The organism is Anaerolinea thermolimosa, from assembly GCF_001050195.2.
GTDB lineage: Bacteria > Chloroflexota > Anaerolineae > Anaerolineales > Anaerolineaceae > Anaerolinea > Anaerolinea thermolimosa.
Map to the genome: position 1 here is coordinate 3,174,726 of NZ_DF967965.1, position 23,361 is coordinate 3,198,086.

Annotated in this window: 26 protein-coding genes and 1 pseudogene; 3 read left to right on the forward strand and 24 right to left on the reverse strand. The window is 59.7% G+C overall.

From position 1 onward, the window contains the following. Positions 1–595: pseudogene (locus ATHL_RS14280) on the reverse strand (hypothetical protein); the annotation flags it as partial. After that, a complete protein-coding gene (locus tag ATHL_RS14285; RefSeq protein ID WP_084001487.1) occupies positions 592–1,395 on the reverse strand; it encodes an N-acetylmuramoyl-L-alanine amidase in 804 nt (267 codons plus the stop codon). The gene ATHL_RS14285 and the pseudogene ATHL_RS14280, both read right to left, overlap by 4 nt. Positions 1,396–1,512: 117 nt before the next feature. Between ATHL_RS14285 and ATHL_RS14290 the strand changes: the two genes are divergently transcribed. Together ATHL_RS14290 and amrA are read left to right on the forward strand one after the other, a co-directional pair. Then, positions 1,513–2,010: a flavin reductase family protein gene (locus ATHL_RS14290; RefSeq protein WP_062195275.1), complete on the forward strand. Its 498-nt coding sequence runs from the start codon at positions 1,513–1,515 to the stop codon at positions 2,008–2,010. 43 nt (positions 2,011–2,053) lie between these two features. Beyond that, complete coding sequence (gene amrA, locus ATHL_RS14295; protein WP_062195277.1) at positions 2,054–2,638, forward strand: AmmeMemoRadiSam system protein A; 585 nt, start codon at positions 2,054–2,056, stop codon at positions 2,636–2,638. Between the two features lie 49 nt (positions 2,639–2,687). On the opposite strand, the gene ATHL_RS14300 is transcribed toward amrA, so the two are convergent. The 8 genes from ATHL_RS14300 to ATHL_RS14335 all read right to left on the reverse strand — a co-directional run bounded on the left by ATHL_RS14300 (position 2,688) and on the right by ATHL_RS14335 (position 9,132). Next, positions 2,688–3,344, reverse strand: coding sequence for a DUF4013 domain-containing protein (locus tag ATHL_RS14300; RefSeq protein ID WP_062195280.1), 657 nt, complete (start codon positions 3,342–3,344; stop codon positions 2,688–2,690). Positions 3,345–3,428: 84 nt separating this feature from the next. After that, positions 3,429–3,695: a cyclic-di-AMP receptor gene (locus ATHL_RS14305; protein WP_062195291.1), complete on the reverse strand. Its 267-nt coding sequence runs from the start codon at positions 3,693–3,695 to the stop codon at positions 3,429–3,431. Positions 3,696–3,697: 2 nt separating this feature from the next. Further along, positions 3,698–4,045 carry a cyclic-di-AMP receptor gene (locus ATHL_RS14310; protein WP_062195294.1) on the reverse strand — a complete coding sequence of 116 codons (348 nt, stop codon included), beginning with the start codon at positions 4,043–4,045 and terminating at the stop codon, positions 3,698–3,700. A 43-nt stretch (positions 4,046–4,088) separates the two neighbouring features. Further along, on the reverse strand, positions 4,089–6,449 hold the full coding sequence (locus tag ATHL_RS14315) for an MGH1-like glycoside hydrolase domain-containing protein (RefSeq protein WP_062195297.1): 2,361 nt from the start codon (positions 6,447–6,449) through the stop codon (positions 4,089–4,091). Between the two features lie 135 nt (positions 6,450–6,584). Further along, a complete protein-coding gene (locus ATHL_RS14320; RefSeq protein ID WP_062195301.1) occupies positions 6,585–6,806 on the reverse strand; it encodes a helix-turn-helix domain-containing protein in 222 nt (73 codons plus the stop codon). A gap of 4 nt (positions 6,807–6,810) precedes the next feature. Beyond that, complete coding sequence (locus ATHL_RS14325) at positions 6,811–7,467, reverse strand: peroxiredoxin (RefSeq protein WP_062195304.1); 657 nt, start codon at positions 7,465–7,467, stop codon at positions 6,811–6,813. Between the two features lie 160 nt (positions 7,468–7,627). Then, entirely contained in the window at positions 7,628–8,188 is a 561-nt protein-coding gene (locus tag ATHL_RS14330; protein ID WP_062195311.1) for a BglII/BstYI family type II restriction endonuclease, read from the reverse strand. After that, positions 8,185–9,132, reverse strand: a complete 948-nt coding sequence (locus ATHL_RS14335) for a DNA-methyltransferase (RefSeq protein WP_062195313.1) — start codon at positions 9,130–9,132, stop codon at positions 8,185–8,187. Before ATHL_RS14335 ends, ATHL_RS14330 begins: the two co-directional genes overlap by 4 nt. Positions 9,133–9,239: 107 nt before the next feature. Here ATHL_RS14335 and ATHL_RS14340 point away from each other — a divergent pair, with 107 nt between their 5' ends. Continuing rightward, positions 9,240–10,151 carry a YitT family protein gene (locus tag ATHL_RS14340; protein WP_062195315.1) on the forward strand — a complete coding sequence of 304 codons (912 nt, stop codon included), beginning with the start codon at positions 9,240–9,242 and terminating at the stop codon, positions 10,149–10,151. Between the two features lie 19 nt (positions 10,152–10,170). Here the strand turns inward: ATHL_RS14340 and aroQ are convergent, their stop codons facing one another. From aroQ to ATHL_RS14410, 14 genes are all read right to left on the reverse strand, one after another. Then, positions 10,171–10,605 carry a type II 3-dehydroquinate dehydratase gene (aroQ, locus tag ATHL_RS14345; protein ID WP_062195318.1) on the reverse strand — a complete coding sequence of 145 codons (435 nt, stop codon included), beginning with the start codon at positions 10,603–10,605 and terminating at the stop codon, positions 10,171–10,173. A gap of 16 nt (positions 10,606–10,621) precedes the next feature. Continuing rightward, complete coding sequence (gene aroB / locus ATHL_RS14350; protein WP_062195321.1) at positions 10,622–12,199, reverse strand: 3-dehydroquinate synthase; 1,578 nt, start codon at positions 12,197–12,199, stop codon at positions 10,622–10,624. 4 nt (positions 12,200–12,203) lie between these two features. Further along, the gene (gene aroC / locus ATHL_RS14355) at positions 12,204–13,382 is read right to left on the reverse strand and encodes a chorismate synthase (protein ID WP_062195324.1); all 1,179 of its coding nucleotides are present in this window, start codon (positions 13,380–13,382) and stop codon (positions 12,204–12,206) included. A 15-nt stretch (positions 13,383–13,397) separates the two neighbouring features. Then, positions 13,398–14,276, reverse strand: a complete 879-nt coding sequence (gene aroE / locus ATHL_RS14360; protein WP_062195327.1) for a shikimate dehydrogenase — start codon at positions 14,274–14,276, stop codon at positions 13,398–13,400. Between the two features lie 18 nt (positions 14,277–14,294). Continuing rightward, positions 14,295–15,620, reverse strand: coding sequence for a 3-phosphoshikimate 1-carboxyvinyltransferase (gene aroA, locus ATHL_RS14365; RefSeq protein ID WP_084001491.1), 1,326 nt, complete (start codon positions 15,618–15,620; stop codon positions 14,295–14,297). Next, positions 15,617–16,501, reverse strand: coding sequence for a prephenate dehydrogenase (locus ATHL_RS14370; protein WP_062195329.1), 885 nt, complete (start codon positions 16,499–16,501; stop codon positions 15,617–15,619). The genes aroA and ATHL_RS14370 overlap by 4 nt, the downstream gene beginning before the upstream one ends. Continuing rightward, positions 16,498–17,556 (reverse strand): 3-deoxy-7-phosphoheptulonate synthase, encoded by a 1,059-nt coding sequence (gene aroF / locus ATHL_RS14375; RefSeq protein WP_062195332.1) that lies wholly within the window; start codon positions 17,554–17,556, stop codon positions 16,498–16,500. Before aroF ends, ATHL_RS14370 begins: the two co-directional genes overlap by 4 nt. Positions 17,557–17,602: 46 nt before the next feature. Then, positions 17,603–17,983 (reverse strand): chorismate mutase, encoded by a 381-nt coding sequence (gene aroH, locus ATHL_RS14380; protein ID WP_062195335.1) that lies wholly within the window; start codon positions 17,981–17,983, stop codon positions 17,603–17,605. 258 nt (positions 17,984–18,241) lie between these two features. Next, entirely contained in the window at positions 18,242–19,039 is a 798-nt protein-coding gene (gene trpA, locus ATHL_RS14385) for a tryptophan synthase subunit alpha (RefSeq protein ID WP_062195418.1), read from the reverse strand. 38 nt (positions 19,040–19,077) lie between these two features. Then, entirely contained in the window at positions 19,078–20,295 is a 1,218-nt protein-coding gene (gene trpB, locus ATHL_RS14390; protein WP_062195338.1) for a tryptophan synthase subunit beta, read from the reverse strand. Further along, positions 20,292–20,945: a phosphoribosylanthranilate isomerase gene (locus ATHL_RS14395; RefSeq protein WP_062195341.1), complete on the reverse strand. Its 654-nt coding sequence runs from the start codon at positions 20,943–20,945 to the stop codon at positions 20,292–20,294. Before ATHL_RS14395 ends, trpB begins: the two co-directional genes overlap by 4 nt. Beyond that, positions 20,942–21,730, reverse strand: a complete 789-nt coding sequence (trpC, locus tag ATHL_RS14400; protein WP_062195344.1) for an indole-3-glycerol phosphate synthase TrpC — start codon at positions 21,728–21,730, stop codon at positions 20,942–20,944. The genes ATHL_RS14395 and trpC overlap by 4 nt, the downstream gene beginning before the upstream one ends. Beyond that, a complete protein-coding gene (trpD, locus tag ATHL_RS14405) occupies positions 21,727–22,749 on the reverse strand; it encodes an anthranilate phosphoribosyltransferase (RefSeq protein WP_062195346.1) in 1,023 nt (340 codons plus the stop codon). Before trpD ends, trpC begins: the two co-directional genes overlap by 4 nt. Positions 22,750–22,776: 27 nt before the next feature. After that, complete coding sequence (locus ATHL_RS14410) at positions 22,777–23,349, reverse strand: anthranilate synthase component II (protein WP_062195349.1); 573 nt, start codon at positions 23,347–23,349, stop codon at positions 22,777–22,779. Positions 23,350–23,361 lie beyond the last annotated feature (12 nt).

The following is a 23,361-nucleotide window of genomic DNA, read 5'->3' on the forward strand; positions in this document are numbered from 1 at the left end:
GGGTGTATGTCGGCGTGGAGGTGGGAGTATGGGTGGGGGTCAGGCTGGGCTTGAAAAACAACCCGGCGGGTAACTCTGCCGAGGCACTGCGCGCCAGCACCACCCACTGGTTGCTGAACGCCACCGTGATCGAAAAGGCCATCACGAGGAAAAGCGCCGCAGCCAGCCAAACCAGAGCAGGCTGGCGCTGTGCCGTCCCCTCTGCCCATACCCGCAGAGGACGAGTCTGCTCATGCCGCAGGAGTACGGGTTGGGTATCTCCAAGAGCCGGGAGGGGCAAATCGAGGCCGCGATGGAAGGGAGCATTCAGCCCGCATTGCGCGGCCCTGCGGCGCAAACGTTGTGCCGCCCAGTGCATTCCCCGCCGCGCGCGCTCACTGGAAGGGTTGATCTGAAGCGCCCTGCGCAGATAATAAAGGCTGGCCTGTGGCGAAGCAACCGCGGCCAGCACCAGCCAGGCGTCTTCCAGCTTTTCATCCAGAGCCACTGCCTGCTCGGCCAGACGGCGCGCGGTGCGTCGGTCTTTTCTGTGCAGTGCCTGAAGCGCCTGCCCGACGGCCTGTTGTGCAGTTAGAAAGGCGGCCCCTTCGCTCATGGAGTCACAGGTTTGAAATCTGGAATATCTTCGTTACGCACATAGCACAAAATGCCATCCGTCACGCCTTTGGCCACTTTATCCGTCTGGTTCACCAGAATATCGCGGTCCAGGTTAAGGAAACCGGTTTCGATAATTGCCGCAGTGGTACTGCTGTTAATTTCACGAAAGGCATGGTAATCGGTCATGTCTGGGGTTACTGTATTGTAGTGAAAGGGCAATCCTGTGGCGGCCTGATAGCGCTGCGCCAGACATGCCGTAAGGCGGGTGGCTTTTTCAGGGAAGACACTCGAAACCGCCGCTGTGACCTTGAACCCCGTGGCCTGGTCATTGATATATTCACAGGAATCGTTATGAATGGAAACCAGCGCCAGTGCCTGATACCCATTCAGGCGAGCATCAAACTCCTGCAACAGGTCTACATCATAACCGGCATCCAGCAAATCTTTGCGCACCAGCTCGGCGATCTTTAAATTCACCGATTCCTCCGTCAGCCCATCCAGGCACACCGAACCGGGGTCGTTCCCCCAGTGCCCGGCCACAATGCCAATGCGCGGTCGCGGCGAGGGCGTGGGGGTAGGCAGATCACCTGGCAGGTTGCCAGTCGTTTCCAGAGAGCGGAAGAGGTTTTCCATCAGGCTGCCCGATAATAGATTGGCCGGAGTCCAGAAAGTGAGCAGGGTGGCCACCAGCAAGGCCATCGAGAGCACCGTCTGCAGCACCCGCCAGAGGGTGAAAGACTCACCCCGAGAGGGCATTTTGGGGGCCGGATTCATTCCAGCATTCCTTGGTGTGGTCATGTCTTGTAATATAGTACCTTATTTAGTCCAATTTGTGGCATCCATTTACACAGCCGTACGCATGAAGGCCTTAATGGATTATTATATAGGCAGATACTCATTACAGAAGGGTGCCTTATGACAGAAGATGCAAGAAACCTGCCCGGAGAACAACTTCGCCGTGCCATGCGCCACTGGGTTACGGGTGTGGCCATTGTTGCCAGCGTTCATGAGGGCGTTCAACACGGCATGACCGTAAATTCCTTTACGTCGGTTTCTCTCGAACCACCCATGGTGACGGTGACACTGGCCAACGATACCCGCACCCATCGCCTGGTGCGCGAGTCTGGCTGGTTCGGCGTGACCATTCTCAACGCCGGGCAACAGCACCTCGCCGAGGTCTTCGCCGGACGAATTCCCGACGGCGGCAACCGTTTTGCAGGCGTGCCTGCCTACACCCTGATCAGCGGCTCACCCCTGATCGAAGGCGGCCTGGCTGGCCTGGATTGTCGGGTGGTGTACCAGCACGTCATGCCCCGCTCGACGCTGTTCCTTGCCCGGGTAGAGGACGTGCACCTCGGTGAAGGTGACCAGCCGCTGGTGTATCACAACCGCACCTGGTTCACCCTGAAATAAAAACAACCCATACCTGAAAGATTGAAAGGAGAGAGGAGGGGGGATGGAAGAGCAAAAACTGACAAAGGAAGAACGAGCCCAGTTATTGCGTCTGGCCAGGCAGGCCATTGAGGCCGCGGCCAATCGCCGCCCCCTGCCGCCTGTCAACCCGGCGGAGTTCTCTCCCCGCCTGTTTGAGCCGGGAGCCACGTTTGTCACCCTCTATGACGAGAACGGCGAGTTGCGCGGCTGTATTGGGGCGCTGGAAGCTTATCAGCCCCTGATCGAAGATGTGCGCGAACATGCTGCTGCCGCCGCCATGCTGGATTATCGCTTCCCTCCGGTGCGCCCAGAAGAAGTGCCCGGGTTGCGCATCGAAATTTCGCGCCTTACCCCGCCCCGGCCGCTGGAATACCAGACCCCCGCCGAGTTGATCGAACGGCTCCGCCCCGGCATGGATGGCGTCATCCTCCGCGATGGCCCTCAGCGCGCCACATTTTTACCCCAGGTATGGCAAAAATTGCCCGATCCATACGAATTTCTCTCGCACCTGTGCCTGAAAATGGGCGCTCCGGCCAATTTGTGGCAGAGAAAAAAGCTCCAGGTGTACACCTATCAGGTCGAGGAATTTCAAGAAGGAGAGGATTAAACAAAGCTGGCCGGCTTTCGCCGGCCAGAGCTGTTCTTCAGGACGATGATTACATCAGCGCTTTATTGGCAATGGCCGCGTTGTACGCCTGCCCGTAAAGGTGGCCCATGAAAACCACCCCGTAGGTATAGGTCAGCACCACACCTATCCCGCAGGCGATTGTACCGAGGGGAGCAATGAACCCGGCGATCAGGGTTCCCACCAGCACCAGCAAATAAGCTCCCGGGGCGGCTTTGATCAGGGCAAACACTTCTCCCAGCCTGAAGGCCGCACCCAGCGAGCCGGTGGCCACCATGTTTCCAAAAGCCGCCGGTAACCAGATGGAAAGCGCCAGGGCATACACGATCAACAGACCCGAACAGCACACCAAAATAAGGTCGAAGATCGGCTTAGCGCCAGAATAATCACCGTTGGCCCCCATAGCCGTCGGTACGAGCGCAATGGGTAAAACGAACAGATACACCGGAATGGAATACACCAGCCCGACGACCAGAGCCTTGAAGCCCTCCCCCAGTGACTCGCCAAAGGCCACGTCGGGCAGGGGGCGCGGGTCGCGCCGGATGACCCGCCGCGCCACCTCAAGCCCATAACCGGTCAGATACAGTTGCCCCACGATCGGGATGAGCGAGATCAGCGCTGCCAGAACGATCTTTTTCAGCCAGTCGGGGTCTTCGAAGACAAACGAAAAAGCCTTGCCGAAATCCATAAAAAACCCTCCGAGATATAAAAAGACAGAATGATTGGGCTCGCGCCAGAAAGCCAGGCCCTGCGCCGGGGCCCGGCTCAGGCTCTAGAAGTGAACGTACTGGTCCACTTTGATGACAAAGATCGTTGCATGCCGCGTGCCCGGTTCGGAGGCTGGCTGGCAATTCTTTCGGATAATCTCCAGGGCGGGCTCCACCTGCTCATCCTCACAGCCGATCATCAATGTGGTGTTGCCGCGCCGCCAGAATCCCCCCGTCGAGGCAATCATCGTCACCCGGAAACCGGACGTCGTGAGGGCCTGCGATACGGCGTCATGGTCAATATCGCGCAGAATGGCAATGATCAGTTTCATGGTCAGATCTCCTCGTAATGTTCAACATCCAGGGCAAAGATGGTGGCACCGCCCACAGTGATAGGGGTAGGGGTGGGCAATGGCAGGGGGGCGCTTTCAAGGGGCACGGCAATGAATTCCACACGTTGCCGGCAATTCTCGTGCAAAATCTCCTCGGCCTGATTGCGTCTTTCAGGCGGCACGCCAATTAACAGCATGGCATTCCGCCGACCAAGAAACCCGCCGACACTGGGCAGGCGCTCCACGTTGAATCCCGCCTTGGCAAGTGCCTCACGGGCGATTTCGGCGTCCTGAGACTGGACAACGGCCATCAATAGATTCATGGGCTGAAGCGGTCGTTCTTTGTCCATCGGGCCTCCTTTCACAGAAAATCGGGAATACTCTTCGCACCTTTCAGGGCAACGCAATACGCTGCGCATCCTGCCCTGTGATCACGAGTGGCGGCCTGCCTGCCAGGGTCAACGTCGTTCTGTCGCCTTCCCGGGTGATCTTTATTCTTTGATATTTTACCGTAATTGGCCACGGAAAGGGATTAAAACCCCTCACCACAATTTCAGTCGGAGAGAGGAGCTCCAGGCCTATCACCTGAAGGAGATAACCCACCGGGGGCATTCCCCAGAGATGATTGCGCTCACCCACGCCCAGCCCGCTCGCCGCATGATAGAACTGGCGAAACCCATGTTCCCGCTTCAGATTGCCGACCACGGCCTGCATGAGCCGTTCCAGCAAGTCGGCTGCTTCCTGTCGGAAACCCGCCTCCAGCAGACCTTCCCCGATCAGCACATTCCAAGGCAGAGCCATACAGGCCAGTTCCACCGGTTCTGCCGGACAGCGCGCCGGAGGGCACACCGGCAGTCCGAAGGGTTGAAGGTAATCCTTCAGAAGCCGCTTTTCCACCAGCAACCTGGCACGGGAGGGTTCAGGAATGCCCGCCCACAGCGGAAGAAACAGGCTGAGGTCCTCCAGAGTGAAATCGGGGCACACCAGCTTTATGCGATCTTCGGGCATCACGCCGTTCACTTCAATTTGAGTCACCCGACTGAAGACCTTCCGGGTAGTAGCACGCGCACGTCCCAGCGACCAGGTGAAATCTCGCGGAGCAAAAGACTCCTCAATACTTTGCCCGGACTCATCCACCCCGCTGATCAGGCCGACGACAGCCCGGGTGCTTTCGCTGGCCGCCTCCACCTGGATGATCAACCGTGTCAGAGCCCCCGGCTGACGCTGAACCGCAAACACCCCCGCCCCCCTGAAAGTCCCCAGCACCTTCCCCGCACGGCTGAGGTGCGTCTGCGAATCGCGGTAGCGGTAGATTCGCGCGCGCCTGTCCCAGGTCTCTTCTACGGCATGGCGAATGCGCTCCGCCTGGGTTCTCAACCAGGGGAGATCAGCGCTCCAGCCCAGGCGCCGGTTTACTTTCTCCAGGGCCAGGGCCTCGTGGTAAAGCATGGCCCCCAGAGCCGGGCTTTCTATCCAGGCTGTGTCCATTCCCTGCGCTGAAGCCGACCAGCGATCGATCATTGGGCTGCTCTCCAGCCCCGATTGAAGGGGGTGTTCCCATTCCGGCAGGCCATCACCATCGGCATCGTGTTCGGCACTCAGCCAGGCCTTGAAATGCTGTATGAGGGCGGGGTAGGCTTCTTCCAGGAGAGCGGGCGGCGCCAGCCGCAGGGCCATCTCTGCCAGAAACGGCTGAGCCAGATGACGGGTATGCTGGCCGCCCAGCCCGGGACGAAAATCCAGCCGCGCATCCCGCGCGCTGGCCAGAAAATTTCGCAACAGTTCCCCACCCAGCGAGGCCATCCCTGGCAACAACACACTCAGATACCAGCTGTCAAAGGCAGTCTGCCCGGCCCACAGGTAGGGATGATCACTGCCATCCCCGCGCGCCGAAGCCCCCTGATCAACACGGCGGGTGAGGACAAAAGAAGGGGCCGGAAGCTGAGCTGGGTTCGCCATGCGCAATCCCAGCGCCGCCCGTTGCCCCAGAGCCAGAGCCGCGTCCCATTCGGGTGCCCCGCTGGAAATTTCCACCACATCGGCGGCATTACAGAGTTCAATGCGTGCCAGTTCGGCTTCCCAGGCGCGGTTGGCAGCCTCCTGAGCCATTTGAAAAGCCTCCTCCGTGCCCGGCCTGGCCGCCACGGCCCAGGCGGTTTCGGCGTGACTGCCCGGGTATAGCTCGTAAAGAAGAGAAAGCGCCGGATACGCACTTTTCCCCGCCTGGGCGCCGCCCGTCAGAAAGCACACCACAGCCAGCCCGTCGCTGCGCCCCTGCATGGCCAGGCCCAGCCCCGTGGGCAACACCGCCATCCCCTCCCCCGCGCCCAGCGGGTTGAGCACCCCCGCCCAGTCAAGACGAAGGTTGTGCGGTAGCACGCTCTGGTTGACCAGGTGCACTCGCCCGGCGACCACCTGAGAACCAACCACACAGTACTCTGCCCGAACTTCAATCCCCTCGAAGGGAGCAAAGTGAACTTCAAGATAATTGGGGTAAAACCGGGTGACTCTCGGAGCACGATGAAAGGCGGCGGGGTCGATCACCGATTGTCCGCCCCGAGAAAACACCGGGAAAAACTGCATCCTTCGGGCACGCAGGCCAAAGGTCGTGAACAGGGTCAGGGCGGGAGGATCCTCGCCTCTCAGGCTGAGCTCCCAGGTAATGTCATCCGCGTAATCGGTCGGCCCAAGGCGAGGGTCGGCAGAAAGAGTCAGGTGAAGCGGGTCTTCATCCGTAAGGTTCCAGGTCTGCATGAAAAGATTGTAACGCCATTTTTTATTTCTGAGGCGCGCGTCACAACCTGTTTCCCTCTCACCGCCGGGGTTTCAACCTGCCCATGCAGACCGGGGGATAAAAAAACGGCGGGGAGGATTTCCCCGCCGTCTCGATCAGGCATTGATCTTTTCTCGGCCCTGAGGGGTGAGTGAATAGACGCCCTCATGCTCGTCCAGCAACCCCGCCTCGACCAGTTCGCGCAGACTGCCGCGCACCCGAAACAGCGGCAGGCCTGCTCTTTGGGCAATTTCAGCCGGGGTGGAGGGGGTCTCCAGCGCACGCAGCACCGCCAGGGCTGAGGGGGTCAGGCTTCCATCCGGGTTAATGCAGGCCATGGTTTTACTCCAGGCTTTTCTTGGCCAGATACCAGTCAACCATCTCAAAACCGGCCTTCATGCGTTCTTCAACCATTTCCATGGTCTGGGGTGCCGGGACAATGACCTTATCGCCGGGCTTCCAGTTGGCAGGCGTGGCCACGCCGTGCCTGTCACTGGTTTGCAGTGCATCAATGAGGCGGAGAATTTCGGCCATGTTCCGGCCAGTGGTCAGCGGGTAATAGATCATGGCGCGCAGGATGCCTTTGGGATCAATGATGAACACCGCCCGCACGGCTTCGGTCTTGCTCGCACCGGGTTGAATCATGCCATATTTGGTGGCCACCTCTTTGTTCAGGTCGGCAATCACCGGGAAGGGGATTTTAACCCCCGTTTTCTCTTCGATGTTGCGCAGCCAGGCAATGTGCGAATACACACTATCAATGCTCAGGCCGAGCAACTCCACGCCGCGTTTTTGAAGTTCCGGGTAAATTTCCGCAAAGGCGATGAACTCCGTGGTGCACACAGGGGTGAAATCAGCCGGGTGCGAGAAGAGAATCAGCCAGGAGTCACGAAAATCCGATAGGCGCACCACCCCGTGGGTGGTTACAGCCTCAAATTCAGGCGCCGGCTCGTTAAGCCGGGGAAAAGGTGCAGGGGTTTGAACAGACATTTCAGACATGGCTCCATCATCCTTTCTATTTACGAGTGTTACTTTGTCCTTAATGGTACATCAATTGGATGATTTATGGAAGAAAAAGTTACATTCACTATCGAAAAGGGGTGATATTTCAGGCCTGGAATGGGTATTCTAGAAAGAACGAAAATCGAAGGGTAATTTGCTAAAATTTTTCCTGATCGTCTGCATCGATCAAAATGACCTTCACAGGAACAGCAGGGAAATGGCGTTTCAACCGCTCAATGTCATATACTAATTGTTCACCATAAGATACTCCTGAGGACATCTTTCGGTGAAGGGTATGAGAAGGAACAATTTCGACCCCTACATCAGCTTTGTTTTCGTTGAAAAAGTACTGGAATTTAGCCATATCATAGAACATAAATGCATATTTGCCAAATTGAACTTCAATCAGAACTTTTTCTTTTACAAAATCAACCTGTTTAAAAGCATTGGGAATAGTGCACTGATGATGGGGAATTTGAATCGTGTAAGTATCTCGAATTTCAACGTATCCCCTGGCGTTGAAAAGTGCATGGAATTGTGTATTCATTGATATAGGGGCAAAAAGGAATTTTCCTTGCTTGGTTTTTTCATGGCTCTCTTTGCTTCGTTCGGCTTTTACAGTAGAGATCACCTCATTGATCTCGTTTTCTATGTGCGGATAACGAACTTTTAATATTTCGGCTCCACCCAGATGAGAATACTCGTACACAATCTTCATGACTTTACTTCTCCGGTCTGATATTCTTCTTTGGCATCCAGCAAAACACCCTGATACATACTCAAACTAACGTATTTTGGAGGGACGAGCACCTCATTGCCATTAGGATCGTATACGGGTCGGTCCATGGGGCGAACTCTTAGACGACCCGCTTCAGCCTGGGCAATCCGCTCCCTGGCAACCTGAATATATTCTGGCATGATCTCTGCTCCAGCTGCTTTGCGTTGATGCATCAAAGCCGCAATTGCTGTCGTCCCAACCCCCATAAACGGATCAATGACCCAGCCACCCGGATTCGTTAAAGCCAGTACCAGGCGCTCAATCAATTCAACAGGGAACTGACATGGGTGAATCGTTTTCTCAACATGGTTAGCCTTGACGTTGGGGATAATCCAAACATCCGAAGGGTTCTTACCAAGAGGATTTCCTGAAAGCTGACCTTTCTTTGGACCTTTAAAATGCTTTTTAGTCGGATATTTTTGAGGAATTCGTACTGCATCCAAATTAAATATATATTCGTCGGTTTTAGTAAACCAGAGAATAACTTCATACCGGCCAGAGAATCTTCTGGAGGTATGTAGACCATGTTCGAAATGCCAGATAATTCGGTTTCTTAATTTCAAACCGGCGCTGGCAAAAATGGGATACAGAAGAATATCCAGAGGAATGATTTCACCCTTATCAACATAATTCCCCACTTGCCAGCAAATGCTTCCGTTGGGTTTTAACTTCCGAATGCATAGTTCGATCACCTCTTGCTGTTGATGAAGGTAATCATCAATATGAATACGTTTTTCGTAGGGTTTCCCCAGATTATAAGGAGGTGAAGTCACCACTAAATCAGCAGTTTCGTCTGGAATGGTTGGCAGGAACGATAATGTGTCACCATGGTAAAGGACACAATCGGCTTGTGCATCAAAATAATCGAGAATTTTCAAAGGCATAACATTATCTCCACTGGTTATTATACACAGGATGAAGGGAGCTGACTCGCCCGCTGAATTCCCGGAGCAGGTGGGGCTTGCGGTTATAATTGGCGCGGAGGTAGCCCATGAAGCCCCTTGCCCCGCTCACCCTGCGCGAAAACCTGATCCAAACCCTGCGAAGCATTGAGTTCTCGCGTGACTCGCTGGCCGATTATACCTACGTCCTGCTTGGTGCCCTGGTACAGGCGTTCGCCATGCGGCTGTTCCTTGTGCCCGCCCAGCTGGTCAGCGGTGGGATCAGTGGAGCCTCGCAATTGATCAACTTCTACACAGGCTGGCCCATCGGTCTGATGGTCTTCCTGGGCAATGTGCCGCTCTTCCTGCTCGGCTGGCAGCACCTGGGGGGGCCGCGCTTTGCTCTGCGCACTGCCCTTGCAGTGACGGGTTTTTCCTTCTTCACCGATATGCTGGGGGTCTTCCTTCCGCCTGAGGGCATCGTTCACGACCTCTTCCTGAACTGCCTCTACGGAGCGGTGGTGCTGGGGGTGGGGCTTGGGATGGTTTACCGCGGCAAGGGAACCAGCGGCGGGAGCGACATTCTCGGGCGCATTCTCAATGAGAAAATCGGCATTTCTATTTCAATGGCCTACCTGATCACCGATTCCATCGTCATTCTGGCTTCAGGGCTGGTCTTTGCCTGGGAAAATGCTCTCTACGCCCTGGCAGTCACCTACGTCAGCGGGCTGGTGGCCGAAATGGTGCTGGAAGGAACGAGCGTTTTCCGCACCGCGCTGATCATCACCTCACGCCCGGAAGAAGTGGCTCAAAAGATCATGACCGACCTGGAGCGGGGGGTTACCATCCTCAACGCCACCGGCGCCTACACTCATACCGAGCGCCCGGTGCTCTACTGTGTGGTTACCCGGCCCGAAGTCAGCCGCATCAAGGCCATCGTCAAAGAGGTAGACCCGCGTGCGTTCATGGTCATCGGGCAGGCTCACGAAGCCCTGGGAGAGGGCTTCCGCCCACTCCAATAGGGAAACCTGCACGGCTCTGTCAGTCGTCCAGTCCTGCCAGGGCACGCAGCCCCAACGCGTAAGACTGCCAGCCAAAACCAGCAATCGTGCCCCGGCAGACCGGGGCGATCAGCGAATGGCGCCGAAATTCATCCCGCGCATGAACATTGGAGAGATGCACTTCCACCACCGGAATGCCGATGGCCGCCACGGCGTCGCGCAACGCCACCGAAGTGTGCGTGTACCCGCCCGGGTTGAATACCACTCCCGCCGCCCAGGTGCGCGCCTCATGGAGCGCATCGATTAAAGCCCCCTCATGGTTCGATTGTACAAAGCGCACCTCCACTCCCAGTTCATCGGCCAGCAACCGCAAGCGATGATTGATGTCTTCCATCGAAAGCGCGCCGTAGACCGTCGGTTCGCGCACTCCCAACAGGTTTAAGTTAGGCCCATGAAGCACCAGATAAGCCTTCATCGTTGCACCCCTATCCTTACATCGCCAACAATGCGCTGAAATCCATCTCTACAGCCACCCCCACCCGGTACGCTCCCACACGTTCTGGCAGAGCAAAGCGCACCTGCCCGGCGGCATTTTTCTTATCCACGCTGAGGGCGCGCAGGAACACCTCCCGGTCAATATTCTCAGGGATGCGTGTGGGCAGGCCAAGCCCGCGCAGGCATGCCTCGATGCGCCCGGCCAGGCCAGCCTCTGCCACCCCAAGGTTTTCCGCCAGGTGTGCCTCCACCCGCAGGCCAATCGCCACCGCTTCGCCGTGGCGCAAGCGGTAACCCAAAGCCAGCTCCACCGCGTGTCCCACCGTATGGCCCAGGTTAAGCGCCGCCCGAATGTTCTTCTCATAGGGATCTGCCTGAATAAAGGCGATCTTCACCGCCATGGCGCGGCGCACCGTTTCATCCAGATCTGCGCACATCGCCTCCCAGCCCCCTTCGGCCCGGGCAAAAAGCACCGCGTCAGCCAGCAGACCATGCTTCACCACCTCAGCCATCCCGCTGCGCAACTCCGCCTCGGGCAGGGTAGAAAGGGTAGCCGGGTCCGAAAGCACCAGCGCCGGGGGATGAAAAGCCCCGATTAAATTTTTACCCTGCGGAAGGTCAGCGCCGGTTTTCCCCCCCAGGCTGGCATCGGCCATCGCCAGCAGGGTGGTGGGTAAAGCCACCCAGCGTACCCCCCGCAAGTACACTGCCGCGGCGAAACCGGCCAGGTCACCCACCACACCCCCTCCCAGCGCAAGCACCGTACTGCGCCGGTCGAGACGAGCGGCGAGAAAGGCCTCCCACAGGTGAGACACAGTCTCCAGCGTTTTATGCTCTTCCCCCGCCGGGATCACCACCCGTTGCACTGCATAACCGGCCCCCCTCAAAGCCGCTTCTACCCTCTCCGCGTAGAGCGGGGCCACCTGCGAATCGCTCACCAGCGCCAGCGGGCCTTCCAGACCACGTGCGCGCAGCATCGCTCCCAGATCATCGAGGCCACCCTGCACCACGCGCACATCATACGCGGTCCCCATGCCGCTCACCCGCCAGGCACCAAACTTCAACTGCGCCTGACGGGCGGCCTCTTCGGGGTTCAATGATGAGGTATCCAGGTACAGAGGAAAGGAATGATAATGCGCCGCCCGCACGGTCAGCAAAGCATCCAGACGCTCGCGCCATCCGGCATCCTCGCCCAGAAGAGGGCGCGTACCAGCTTCCTGCCCCAGGCGCTCGAACAGCACCCCGCGCTCGGCTCGCAGACAAAGCACCCGCCCGGCTGATTCGACCAGTGAGCGGCTGGCAGGATCGAGTAAAGCCCCTCCACCCAGAGAAACCACACCCCGCCCGCTTTGTACGGCGGCTTCCAGGGCGGTGCGCTCACGCTGTCTGAAGCCGCGCTCGCCCTCGCGGTCAAAAATGGCCGGGATGGGCATCCCCGCAGAGGCCTGAATCTGCTCATCCAGATCCACAAAAGGCAGATCGAGCAGTCCGGCCAGGCGCCGCCCCAGGGTCGACTTGCCCGACCCCGGCGGACCGTAAACAAAATACAGAGTTTCACCCTTGGAAGCAGTCATGGTTTCACTCAGGCCAGAAAATATGGGGTTGATTATCTACATGCAGATCATCCAGGCGTGCCCGGCGCAGAGCATCCAAACGGGGGCGCATTTCATCCAGAGAATCGCCGCCCAGTTTTTCAAGCAAGGCATCGGCCAGCACGAAGGCCATCATGGCCTCCAGAATCACCACCGCCCGCGGGACGGGGCAAAAATCCGAGCGTTCATAACGGGTTTCCGTTTCCTCGCCGGTGGACAGGTCAACGGTCGGCTGAGGCGTGAGGGTGGTAGCAATGGGTTTCATGGCCGCGCGCACCACCAGCGGCTGGCCGGTAGTGATGCCGCCTTCCAGTCCGCCGGAACGGTCGCTCGGACGCGTCAACCAGCCGCCTTCGGCCTCCAGCCGGATGGCATCGTGCACCTGCGTGCCGGGCAAACGTGCATTTTGAAAGGCAGGGCCGAACTCTACCCCCTTAATCGCCTGGATACTGAGGATCGCCGCTCCCAGGCGCGCTTCCAGGCGGCGATCCCACTGAGCGTAAGACCCCAGCCCCGGCGGAAGCCCCAGAGCCACCACCTCGATCACCCCGCCCAGCGTATCGCGCTCCTGCATCACCTGACGGATGGCTTCCTGCATCTGCCGGGCGGCATGTACATCCGGGCAGGAAACTTCGCTTTCCAGGGCACGCTCTATCCGGTCAGCGTAGGAAAGACCGGCCAGATCCGCCTCTACCGGCCCGATAGACACCACATACCCTCCCACCCGAATGCCGAACTCGGCCAGCAGGGCGCGGCAGACCGCCCCCACCGCCACCCGTGCGGCGGTCTCACGTGCCGAAGCACGCTCGAGGGCGGGGCGCAAATCATGGAGCCCATATTTCAACGCACCGGCCAGGTCGGCATGTCCCGGGCGCGGGGTAGTGAAAGGGGCCACCGCCCGCCCTTTCCAGCGGGCATGGTCGCTGTTTTCAATATAAAGGACCAACGGCGCTCCGGTAGTCCGGCCTTCCATCACACCCCCCAGAATGCGGGCGGTATCTGTCTCCAGCTTCATACGCGGACCGGCGCCGTATCCATGCTGACGACGGGCCAGGTCGCGCCGGAGAAGCGCTTCATCCAGAGGCAGGCCTGCGGGCAGGCCGTCGAGAATGGCCAGCAGGGCAGGCCCGTGCGATTCACCAGCGGTTAGAAAACGTAAGGGCATAAGCTCCTCTTTACCTCATTCAGGGTTCTTTCGGTCGCGCTCAACCGCACGGAACATCGCCTCACGGGGAACCGGTAAACCGGTCCACTTTTCCAGCGCCAGCGCGGCCTGCTCCACGAGCATCCCCAGGCCAGTCACAGCCTCCAGTCCGGCGCGGCGCGCCTCGCGCACCAGGCGCGTCTCCGGGGGATTATATACCAGGTCATAAACACATGCCCCTGAGGGAAAGGCCAGCCCCTCCGGCCAGGGGCTCGTCTCAACCTGGGGGGTCATGCCGAGCGGAGTGGCATTGATGATCAACTGCGGGTGCGGAACCCCTCCCTCAGGGAGAGCGGCGAGTGAAAGCGGAATAAACTGTTCCGCTTTCAACCAGTATCCCAGTGAAAGTGCCAGCGCTTCGGCCTGCTCCAGGCGGCGTGCCGCAATCACCACCCGCCAGCCCTCACTTGCCAGTGCAAAAGCCACTGCCCGGGCCGAGCCCCCTGCTCCAAGCAACCAGGCACACCGCTCCCGTGCCTTATCTGCAAGGTGATCTCCCAGGCGGGCGTACAGGTCGGCTAAAAAACCGGGGGCATCGGTGTTTTCTCCCACCAGGCGCCCTTCTCTCATCCAGAGGGTGTTCACCGCACCGATGGCGCGCGCCGTCGGAGAAAGCTCGTCCAGCAGGGGTAGCACGGCCTGCTTATGTGGAATGGTGACGTTAAGCCCCTGCAGCTGGCCATTCCGCACCTGTTGAAGCAACGCCGCCAGAGCTGTGGAATCAGCCGGTGGAACCGGCATAAGGCGGTATTCTCCCTTCAGCCCCAGCGCGGCCAGAGCCGCCTGGTGCAGGACGGGCGAAAGGCTGTGGCCGAGCGGCCAGCCAGTCAGGGCAAAAACCAGAGTATCTGTCATGAGAAACAGGAAGGGTTCTTACTCATACGCTTCGGTCATCTGCGCCCCCAGCGAACGCAGTACATCCGGAAACCCCGGGAAGGACTCGCGGGTAATTTCAGCCCCCAGCACCTTCACCGGCTCACGCGAAGCCAGCCCCACCACCGCCAGCGACATCGCCAGGCGGTGGTCTCCGTGCGGGTTGACCACACCCCCCCGCACCCCGCCGCCCTGCAGAATAAAGCCATCGGGGGTTTCCTCAACCTGCGCACCCACCGCACGCAGTTCACTGCACAGTGCGCCAATTCGATCAGACTCTTTGTAGCGCAATTCCTGCGCGTCGCGCACCACACTGGGGCCTTCGGCAAAAACCGCGGCGGCGGCAAAGGCGGGGAATTCATCGATCATCCGCACCACCCATTCCCCCGCAATCTCAACCCCCCGCAACGGGCTGAAGCGCACCTTCAAATCACCCACCGGCTCGCCGAGGTATTCCCTCAGGTTGCTCACCTCAATGTCACCGCCCATCGCCCGGAAGGCATCCAGCAGACCGGTACGGGTGGGATTAAGCCCCACCCCGGGCAGGGTGAGCTCTGAGCCAGGTGTGATCAGCGCCGCCGCCATGAGGAACGCCGCGGCGGAAAAATCACCCGGGAGCATCCCCCTCAGGGGGCACAGCGGGGTTTTCGGCGGGGTGAGGGTCACCCGGTAACCGGCCAATTCGGGGCTGGTTTCGACCTCAACCCCCATGCCGCGCAACATACGCTCGGTGTGGTCGCGCGAGAGCGCCGGTTCGTGGAGGGTGGTGGGTGCATCGGCAGCCAGTGCGGCCAGTAACAGACAGGTTTTCACCTGGGCACTGGCCACCGGCAGAGAATAGTCGAGTGCCGAAAGCCGCCGTGACGGCGGGCGTGAACCCAGGGTCAGGGGTGCCCCTCCGCCCTCCGCGGTGGTAATATCCACTCCCATCTGGCGCAGGGGTTCGGCAATGCGCTCCATCGGACGGCGGCGCAAACCTGCCGAGCCATCCAGCACCGCAGCAATCCCCGCCGCGGCCACTGCCCCGGTCAGCAGACGCATGGTGGTGGCTGAATTTCCGCAATCCAGCACGCTCTCTGGTGCACGCAGACCGTGCAGGCCGCGTCCGTACACCCGCAGGGTGTCATCTGAGAGTTCCCATGCCACCCCCAGTGCCTTCAGAGAACGCAGCATAGCCTCAGTCACCCCCGAAACGAGAAAATGCTCCACACAACTTTCACCTTCCGCCAGCGCCGCAAAGAGCGCCACCCGATGAGAAAGAGACTTGTCTCCCGGAGATTCCACGCACCCCCGGAGCGGACCGCCAGGGAAAATGGTGAGGTTCATCGTGTTTCTCCCGGTGAGATCGAAAGGAAATTTTCCCGCCGCAGTGCGCCTTCTTCCAGCAAACCTTGCAACGCGGCATAGTCTTCCGCCTCGAGCAACTGCTCAAACAGGTCAAGGCGGGCATGTACACGGCGCAGGGCACAGAGCACATTCTTACGATTGGTCATCAAAATATCCATCATTAATTCAGCAGGCTGAGAGGCCAGCCGCGTGGTGCTGCGAAACCCCGGCCCGGCCAGAGGTGCGGCTTCTGGAGGGGTGCAGGCCGCCAGTGCAGAGGCCAACAGGTAGGGCAGGTGGCTGGTAGCGGCCACCCACCGATCGTGCACCCACTCATCCAACCAGAGCGGTCTGGCGCCAATGGCCCCGGCCAGCGCCTCAGCCGCCGCCCGGGCGCGCAGGGTGGTTCGCGGTAGCGGCACAAAGGCAAATGGCGCCCCCCGGTACAGGTTCGCCTCGGCCTCTGCCAGCGAAGAGCGTTCCTTACCGCACATCGGGTGCCCACCGAGGGGATCAAAGCGTCCCGGCAGGCGTGCCATGCGCTGAAGGATGTCCTGCTTGGTCGAACCCAGGTCGATCACCACCGGTGCGCCGGGGTGCAGGCCGGGTAAAGCCTCGATCAATTGAAGAATCACCCGCACCGGAGCCGCCAGAATCACCAAATCGGCCTGAGGGAGAGCGCCCTCAGGTGTTGCTGACAGGTCATCGGCAAGCCGCAGGCGGGCGGCCAGCTCAAGGGTGGGTGGGTGGGGGTCAATTCCAATCAGCCGAGATACCTTTCCGCGCAATGCCAGTGCCAGTGATCCACCCATGAGCCCCAGCCCCAGAATGGCCACACAGGCGCGCTCCAGAAAAAAGCCAGGCTCCTCATCACCACTCATGGGGCAGCTCCCTGCAGAACCGGCTGGGTATGCTGAGACCTGGCCACATCTCGCCCGATCGCCCGGGCAATGGCGCGCACCTGGCGCACCATTTCGGCGAAGCGCTCTGGCTTAAGGCTCTGCCCGCCATCCGAAAGTGCCTGGTCGGGGTGCGTATGCACCTCTACCATCAACCCATCTGCCCCGGCGGCCACCGCCGCGCGGGCAATGGCCGTAACATACTCCCAGTTGCCGGTGCTGTGAGAGGGATCAAGCACCACCGGCAGATGGCTGAGGGCCTTAAGCACCGGCACGGCATTGATATCCGTAGTGTTGCGCGTTGAGGTTTCGAAAGTGCGAATACCGCGTTCACACAGGATAACCCGCCGATTTCCGTGTGAAAGCACGTATTCAGCCGCCATGAGCAATTCTTCCACCGTGGCGCTCATCCCGCGCTTGACCACCACCGGGCGCATGCTCTCCCCGGCGGCATGGAGCAGGGCATAATTTTGCATGTTCCGTGCCCCGATCTGCAATACATCGGCATAGCGAGCCACCAGCGGCACCAGCTCAGGCGACATCACCTCGGTCACAATGGGCAAACCGGTCACCTCACGCGCCTCCGCAAGGATTTCCAGCCCTTTTTCTCCCAGCCCCTGGAAGGAATAGGGCGAAGTACGTGGTTTGTAAGCCCCGCCGCGCAGAGCATGGGCACCGGCTTCTTTCACCGCCTGGGCGATCTCCAGGGTTTGCTCGCGGCTTTCTACCGAGCATGGTCCGGCAATGATCACCACACCTTCACCACCAATCTCCACCCCATCCAGGGGGAACACCGTGTTGTGAGGGCTGAATTCACGAGAGGCAATCTTGTACGGGCGAGAAATGGGGACGATCCGGTCTACCCCGGGCAGGATCAGAAACTGGTCACGATTAATGGGGCGACCATCTCCAATCGCCCCGATAATGGTGCGCTCTTCTCCGCGTGAGAGGTGGGCCCTCAGACCGTTGGCCTCCACACGCTCCACCACCGCACTGATTTCTTCCTGGGTCGCGTCGGCTCGCATGATAATCATCATTTCTGTCTCTCCTCTGGCAATAAGAGTAAAAAGGGTAAGTTAACTTTCAGGCATCTGACTTGAGCGGGGTCCAATCCGGGCGCAGGATGGCCGCCTCGCCCAGATAAACATGCCGGATTTCAGATTGAGGTAAATCGGTGTTCCAGTGCACCAGCACACGAATACAACGTGCCAGCGAGCCGGGCACAGGGATCTCCCGGGCACACATCAGGGGAACCTCAGTCCAGCCCAGCTGGCGTGCACCCAGCGCCGGGTGAACAGCCGTCAGGTCATCGGTGACGGTAAAGAAGACACTGGCAATGTCCGCCGGTAACAGGCCGGGATTGGCTTCCATCATGGCGGAGAGCAGTTCACGGGTGGCCGAAAGAATGGCTTCTGCCTCGTTTTCCCGGGCAACTGTCGCACCGCGAACACCTCGTATACTCATGGTTTCTTCCTCCTCAGGCTTTTTAAGCAAAAACTGCGGAGCCGTTGGCTCCGCAGTTGCGTTTGAGATAGGGATTCTCGCCCGCTTAAGCTCCGCCGCCGGCAACCGGGGTGCGTTTGCCGTAAAAATAAAAGTAATAGTAGCGGGGAGAAAGCGGTCGGGTCTGCATGATTGTGTTCAAGTTTAGCGCGACTGACCGGGAAAGTCAAGAGGGTATTTTGCATTGACAGAGGGTATTTTGCCGGTTTTTTAAATCTCTCATCCGCCCGAATGCAACGCCTGTTTCAATGCACGGATAAAATCAGCCGCGGCCTGTGCCGGGTGCCCGTCCCTGCCAGCCGCCTCAATCAGCGCCGAGCCGACGATCACCCCGTCGGCCAGTTGCCCCACCAGGCGCGCCTGTTCTGGGGTCGAAATACCAAACCCCACCGCCAGGGGAGTGCAGGCCACCTGACGTACCCGGGCGATAAAATCGGCCAGCCCGGGGGGCAATTCACTGCGGGCGCCGGTCACCCCGGTCAGCGAGACCAGGTATAAAAAGCCCCCGGTGCGCCCGGCCACCAGCGCAACCCGTTCTGGCGGTGACGTGGGAGAAACCAGATACACCAGCGCCAGCCCGTGGTCACGGCAGGCCGCCTCCAGTGTTTCCGCTTCTTCAGGAGGTAGATCCGGGACGATCAACCCATCAGCCCCGCTCCTGGCGGCATCGGCTACGTAGCGTTCCACACCATAAGCCAGGATTGGGTTGACGTACCCCATTAACAGGAACGGCTGACGCACCCCCCGACGGCGTAATTCAGCCGTAAGCTCCAGGCAGGCACGTACACTCATACCTTTCTCAAGGGCCATGTGGGTGGAATGCTGTATGGTGGGGCCATCCGCCAGTGGATCTGAAAATGGCACCCCCAGTTCGATCAGGTCTGCTCCGGCTTCAGCCATGGCTTCAATCACTTCCAGTGAAGTGGGGGCATCCGGGTAGCCAAGCGTGAAGTAAGGCATCAAAGCCGCATATCCGGCCTCCCTGGCCTGCTGGAAGGCCCGCGAAATCCGCTGTATACCGGAGCCGGTGAGTACCGTAGAAGCTTCAGAGATTGTCACATCTCCTCCTTTCCAAGAGCCTTCAGAATGGTCTCCAGGTCTTTGTCACCCCGCCCGGAAAGATTCACCAGCAAAATATCATCGGCTGAAAGTTGCGGCGCCAGGCGGATGGCCTCAGCCACCGCGTGAGACGACTCAAGCGCCGCCAGAATGCCCTCACTGCGCGCCAGGTACTGAAAGGCCCTCAGCGCACTGCGGTCGTCAGCCGTGGTGTATTCGGCCCGCCCCTGATCGCGCAAAAAGGCATGTTCTGGCCCCACCGCGGCATAATCCAGCCCGGCAGAAATAGAATGGGTCTCGGCCACCTGGCCGTCTTCGTCCTGAAGAACCCAGGTGTAGGTACCGTGCAGCACGCCGGGACGCCCGCGTTTGGGATCGCTGAAGCGCGAGGCATGGCGCCCGCTTTCCAGGCCTTCGCCGCCGGCTTCTACGCCAATCAGGCGCACACCGGGGTCATCGCGGAAGGCATGGAACAGGCCAATGGCATTGGACCCGCCTCCCACGCAGGCAATGCAGGCATCGGGCAGGCGGCCAGCCTGTTCGAGAATTTGTGCACGGGCTTCCAGACCAATCACCGCCTGAAAATCGCGCACCATGGTAGGGTACGGGTGCGGCCCCAGGGCAGAACCCAGCAGGTAATGGGTATGGCTCACATTGGTTACCCAGTCGCGAATGGCTTCATTGACCGCATCTTTGAGCGTGCGGCTTCCACTCTCCACCGGGCGCACCTCGGCCCCAAGCAGGTGCATCCGCTGTACATTGGGCTGCTGACGCGCCATATCCACCGACCCCATATAGACCACACACTCCAGGCCGAGCAGCGCTGCCACCGTGGCGGTGGCCACCCCGTGCTGGCCGGCGCCAGTTTCAGCTACCACCCGGCGCTTCCCCATGCGCTTCGCCAGCAAAGCCTGCCCCAGAGCATTGTTGATTTTATGTGCCCCCGTGTGCGCCAGGTCTTCCCGTTTCAGATAAATTCGCGCCCCACCCAGCTCGTCACTGAGGTGGGCGGCAAAGGTCAGCGGGGTCGGGCGCCCCACATATTCTCGCAGCAGGCGGGCAAACTCAGCCTGAAAGGACGCATCAGCCTGCGCTTCAAGATAAGCCTGCTCCAGCTCGGCGACCGCCGGCATGAGCACTTCGGGGATAAACTGCCCCCCGTAAGGGCCAAACTTGGTCGAAAGTTGGGTAAGAGATTGGGTTGAGGTAATCATGGAAGATCTCCTTTTCCTTCGGCGGCTGCCATTCTGGCGGCCTGAACAAATTGTTTCATCCGCAGCACATCTTTATGCGGGGGAGAACTTTCTACCCCCGAAGCCACATCCACCCCCCAGGGGCGCACCTGGCGCACAGCCCCGGCGACATTCTCAGGCCGCAACCCGCCAGCCAGTAAAACAGGCGCCCGTCTGGCAAGTTCGCTGGCCAGCTCCCAGCTGGCCGGGGTGCCTGTACCACCGTACTCTCCGGGGCGATAAGCGTCCAGCAGCCAGGCGGGAGCCTCACCCCGCGGCGGGTAAAGCCTTGAAAGCGCCTCCAGGTCTGATGAATTGGCCGGGCGCAGAGCTTTGAAAGCCCGCTTTCCAAGCGCGTTCACAACCTCGGGTGGCTCATCTCCCGAAAGCTGGGCCAGATCCAACCCGCAGGCATCCAGAATGGCCTGAATCTCGTCCAGGGGGGCGTTTACAAACACCCCTACACAGGTCACCCCCGTGCCGCGCAAACCGGCCACAATCTCTGCGCAAACCCCCGGCGACACAAAGCGCGGACTGGGCGGATAAAAGTTAAAGCCCAGCAGATCAGCCCCGGCCCCCACAGCTGCCAGGGCGTCTTCCAGCGAGGTAATCCCGCAAATTTTGACCTTCATCCCACCAGCTCCCTCACTTTAGCCGCGGTATCCTGTGCCGCCACCAGCGCCTCGCCCACCAGCAGTGCATCTACCCCGGCCTCGGCGAGCACGTCTACGTCGGCTCGCGTGTGAATGCCGCTCTCGGCCACCACCACCACTCCCGGCGGAATATGCGGACGCAGGCGCAGAGTGGTCTCAAGGCGCACCTCAAAAGTACGCAAATCACGGTTATTAATCCCGATGATCTGTGCCCCGGCCTTCATGGCTACCTCAAGCTCAGGAAGGTTATGCACCTCTACCAGGGCGGCCATACCCAGCTCCTCTGCCAGTCTGGAAAAATCGCCGAGCTGTGCGAACTCCAGGCAGGCCACGATGAGCAAGATCGCACTGGCACCTGCCGCACGCGCCTCATAAATCTGACTTTCCTCCAGAATAAAATCCTTCCGCAACACGGGGCGTCGGGGTTGCAGTGCCGCCACCTGACGAAGGTGCTCCAGGCTCCCCCCGAAAAAACGTTCATCGGTAAGCACACTGAAGGCTGAAGCCCCGTTATCACGGTAAGCCTGTGCCAGGCGGAGGGGGTCGAAGTCAGCCCCGGCCAGAAGCCCGCGCGAGGGAGAGGCGCGCTTGATCTCAGCGATGAGACGTGGCCGGGCATGGAGCGGGCGGCGGATGGCGGCCTTAAAATCCAGGGAGGGCAGGGCGTTCCCGGCCGCCGCTCGCACGTCTGCCAGCGAGGTTAACGCTTTTCGCGCGGCCAATTCGGCGCGTTTGTGGGCAAGAATCTCGTCCAATCGGCTCATTGCACAAAGCTCCCGGAGAAGGCAACCAGTTCTTCCAGTTTGGCCAGCGCTGCCCCGCTGGAAAGGGAGTGTTCGGCTTCGGCCAGCGCCATACGGAAATCACCACTATCAGCCGCCAGCGCCGCCGCACTGTTGAGCAAAACCACATCGCGGCGCGGAGAGTCATCCTCCCCGGCAAGCAGGTCACGCAGCATGGCCGCGTTCCGGGCAGGTTCTCCGCCGCGCAACAATTCAGGGTCGGCCCGGCGCAGCCCCAGTTCTACAGCATCGAGGGTGAAGGTATCCACCCGCCCATCATGCAGATGACTGATGCGGTTCGGCCCACCCGTTGAGAGTTCATCCAAACCGCCGTGCCCGTGCACCACAAAGGCCGCCTGCCCGCCCAGTTCACCGAGCACCTCGGCAATCGGATCGGTGAGGGTGGCATCGTACACCCCGATCAATTGATGCGTGGCCCCTGCCGGGTTGGTCAGCGGTCCGAGCAGGTTGAAAATGGTGCGCTGCCCCAGTTCACGGCGTGGGCCAATGGCATGTTTCATGGCAGGATGAAAGCGGGGAGCAAACATAAAGCCAATCCCTACCTGCTCAATACAGGCGGCTACCTGCTCAGGGGTGAGCTCAATATTGACTCCCAGAGCGGCCAGCACATCGGCACTTCCACACTGCGAAGAAGCCGCCCGGTTGCCATGTTTGGCCACCCGGCGACCCGCCCCGGCGATGACAAACGCGGCGGCAGTGGAAATGTTAAAGGTATGGGCTCCATCTCCCCCTGTGCCAGCCGTATCCAGCAGAGGGGTGCCGTCGGGACGGTAGGGCACCCGGCTGGCCTGGGCGCGCATGGCACGCGCCGAACCCACAATCTCATCCACCGTCTCGCCCTTCATGCGCAGGGCCACCAGATACCCGCCGATTTGTGCGGGGGTAGCCTGCCCGGTCATGATGATGGTCATGGCCTCTTCGGCTTCCGCAGCAGTCAGGTTTTCGTGACGAATGATTTTATTGAGGAATGGTTTCAACATCGCAATTCTCCTTTTCTGGCAAACCACTTACCCGAGTGGCTTCAGTTGTAAGAAATTCGAAAGGATCATCCGCCCGGCCTCCGTGAGGATCGACTCCGGGTGGAACTGCACCCCAAAAATGGGATATTCCCGATGGCGCAGGCCCATCAATTCACCGGTACGGGTAAAAGCCGTCGCCACCAGGGGTTCTGGCAGGGGCTCGGCGACCACCAGCGAATGGTAACGGGTAGCCTCAAAGGGACTGGGCAACCCCGCAAAGAGATCCTCTCCATAATGGTAAATGGGAGACGTCTTGCCGTGCATCAGGTGCGGGGCGCGCACCACCTGCCCACCAAAGACCGCACCAATGCACTGATGCCCCAGGCATACCCCCAGCAATGGTCGGCGCACTCCCAGACGGCGAATCACAGCATTGGAAATCCCCGCATCCTCTGGTTCGCCCGGCCCCGGTGAAATAACCACACGGTCGGGGTTAAGCTCCTCCAGTTCATCGACGGTAATGGCATCATTGCGGAAAACACGCACATCTTCTCCCAGCTCACCCAGCAGCTGGGCCAGGTTATAGGTAAACGAGTCGTAATTATCGATCAGAACCAGCATATCGCGCCTCCT

Coding starts and splice junctions, on each gene's coding strand:
- ATHL_RS14285 (WP_084001487.1), bottom strand. CDS start 1,395: ATGACCACACCAAGGAATGCTGGAATGAATCCGGCCCCCAAAATGCCC.
- ATHL_RS14290 (WP_062195275.1), top strand. CDS start 1,513: ATGACAGAAGATGCAAGAAACCTGCCCGGAGAACAACTTCGCCGTGCC.
- amrA (WP_062195277.1), top strand. CDS start 2,054: ATGGAAGAGCAAAAACTGACAAAGGAAGAACGAGCCCAGTTATTGCGT.
- ATHL_RS14300 (WP_062195280.1), bottom strand. CDS start 3,344: ATGGATTTCGGCAAGGCTTTTTCGTTTGTCTTCGAAGACCCCGACTGG.
- ATHL_RS14305 (WP_062195291.1), bottom strand. CDS start 3,695: ATGAAACTGATCATTGCCATTCTGCGCGATATTGACCATGACGCCGTA.
- ATHL_RS14310 (WP_062195294.1), bottom strand. CDS start 4,045: ATGGACAAAGAACGACCGCTTCAGCCCATGAATCTATTGATGGCCGTT.
- ATHL_RS14315 (WP_062195297.1), bottom strand. CDS start 6,449: ATGCAGACCTGGAACCTTACGGATGAAGACCCGCTTCACCTGACTCTT.
- ATHL_RS14320 (WP_062195301.1), bottom strand. CDS start 6,806: ATGGCCTGCATTAACCCGGATGGAAGCCTGACCCCCTCAGCCCTGGCG.
- ATHL_RS14325 (WP_062195304.1), bottom strand. CDS start 7,467: ATGTCTGAAATGTCTGTTCAAACCCCTGCACCTTTTCCCCGGCTTAAC.
- ATHL_RS14330 (WP_062195311.1), bottom strand. CDS start 8,188: ATGAAGATTGTGTACGAGTATTCTCATCTGGGTGGAGCCGAAATATTA.
- ATHL_RS14335 (WP_062195313.1), bottom strand. CDS start 9,132: ATGCCTTTGAAAATTCTCGATTATTTTGATGCACAAGCCGATTGTGTC.
- ATHL_RS14340 (WP_062195315.1), top strand. CDS start 9,240: ATGAAGCCCCTTGCCCCGCTCACCCTGCGCGAAAACCTGATCCAAACC.
- aroQ (WP_062195318.1), bottom strand. CDS start 10,605: ATGAAGGCTTATCTGGTGCTTCATGGGCCTAACTTAAACCTGTTGGGA.
- aroB (WP_062195321.1), bottom strand. CDS start 12,199: ATGACTGCTTCCAAGGGTGAAACTCTGTATTTTGTTTACGGTCCGCCG.
- aroC (WP_062195324.1), bottom strand. CDS start 13,382: ATGCCCTTACGTTTTCTAACCGCTGGTGAATCGCACGGGCCTGCCCTG.
- aroE (WP_062195327.1), bottom strand. CDS start 14,276: ATGACAGATACTCTGGTTTTTGCCCTGACTGGCTGGCCGCTCGGCCAC.
- aroA (WP_084001491.1), bottom strand. CDS start 15,620: ATGAACCTCACCATTTTCCCTGGCGGTCCGCTCCGGGGGTGCGTGGAA.
- ATHL_RS14370 (WP_062195329.1), bottom strand. CDS start 16,501: ATGAGTGGTGATGAGGAGCCTGGCTTTTTTCTGGAGCGCGCCTGTGTG.
- aroF (WP_062195332.1), bottom strand. CDS start 17,556: ATGATGATTATCATGCGAGCCGACGCGACCCAGGAAGAAATCAGTGCG.
- aroH (WP_062195335.1), bottom strand. CDS start 17,983: ATGAGTATACGAGGTGTTCGCGGTGCGACAGTTGCCCGGGAAAACGAG.
- trpB (WP_062195338.1), bottom strand. CDS start 20,295: ATGATTACCTCAACCCAATCTCTTACCCAACTTTCGACCAAGTTTGGC.
- ATHL_RS14395 (WP_062195341.1), bottom strand. CDS start 20,945: ATGAAGGTCAAAATTTGCGGGATTACCTCGCTGGAAGACGCCCTGGCA.
- trpC (WP_062195344.1), bottom strand. CDS start 21,730: ATGAGCCGATTGGACGAGATTCTTGCCCACAAACGCGCCGAATTGGCC.
- trpD (WP_062195346.1), bottom strand. CDS start 22,749: ATGTTGAAACCATTCCTCAATAAAATCATTCGTCACGAAAACCTGACT.
- ATHL_RS14410 (WP_062195349.1), bottom strand. CDS start 23,349: ATGCTGGTTCTGATCGATAATTACGACTCGTTTACCTATAACCTGGCC.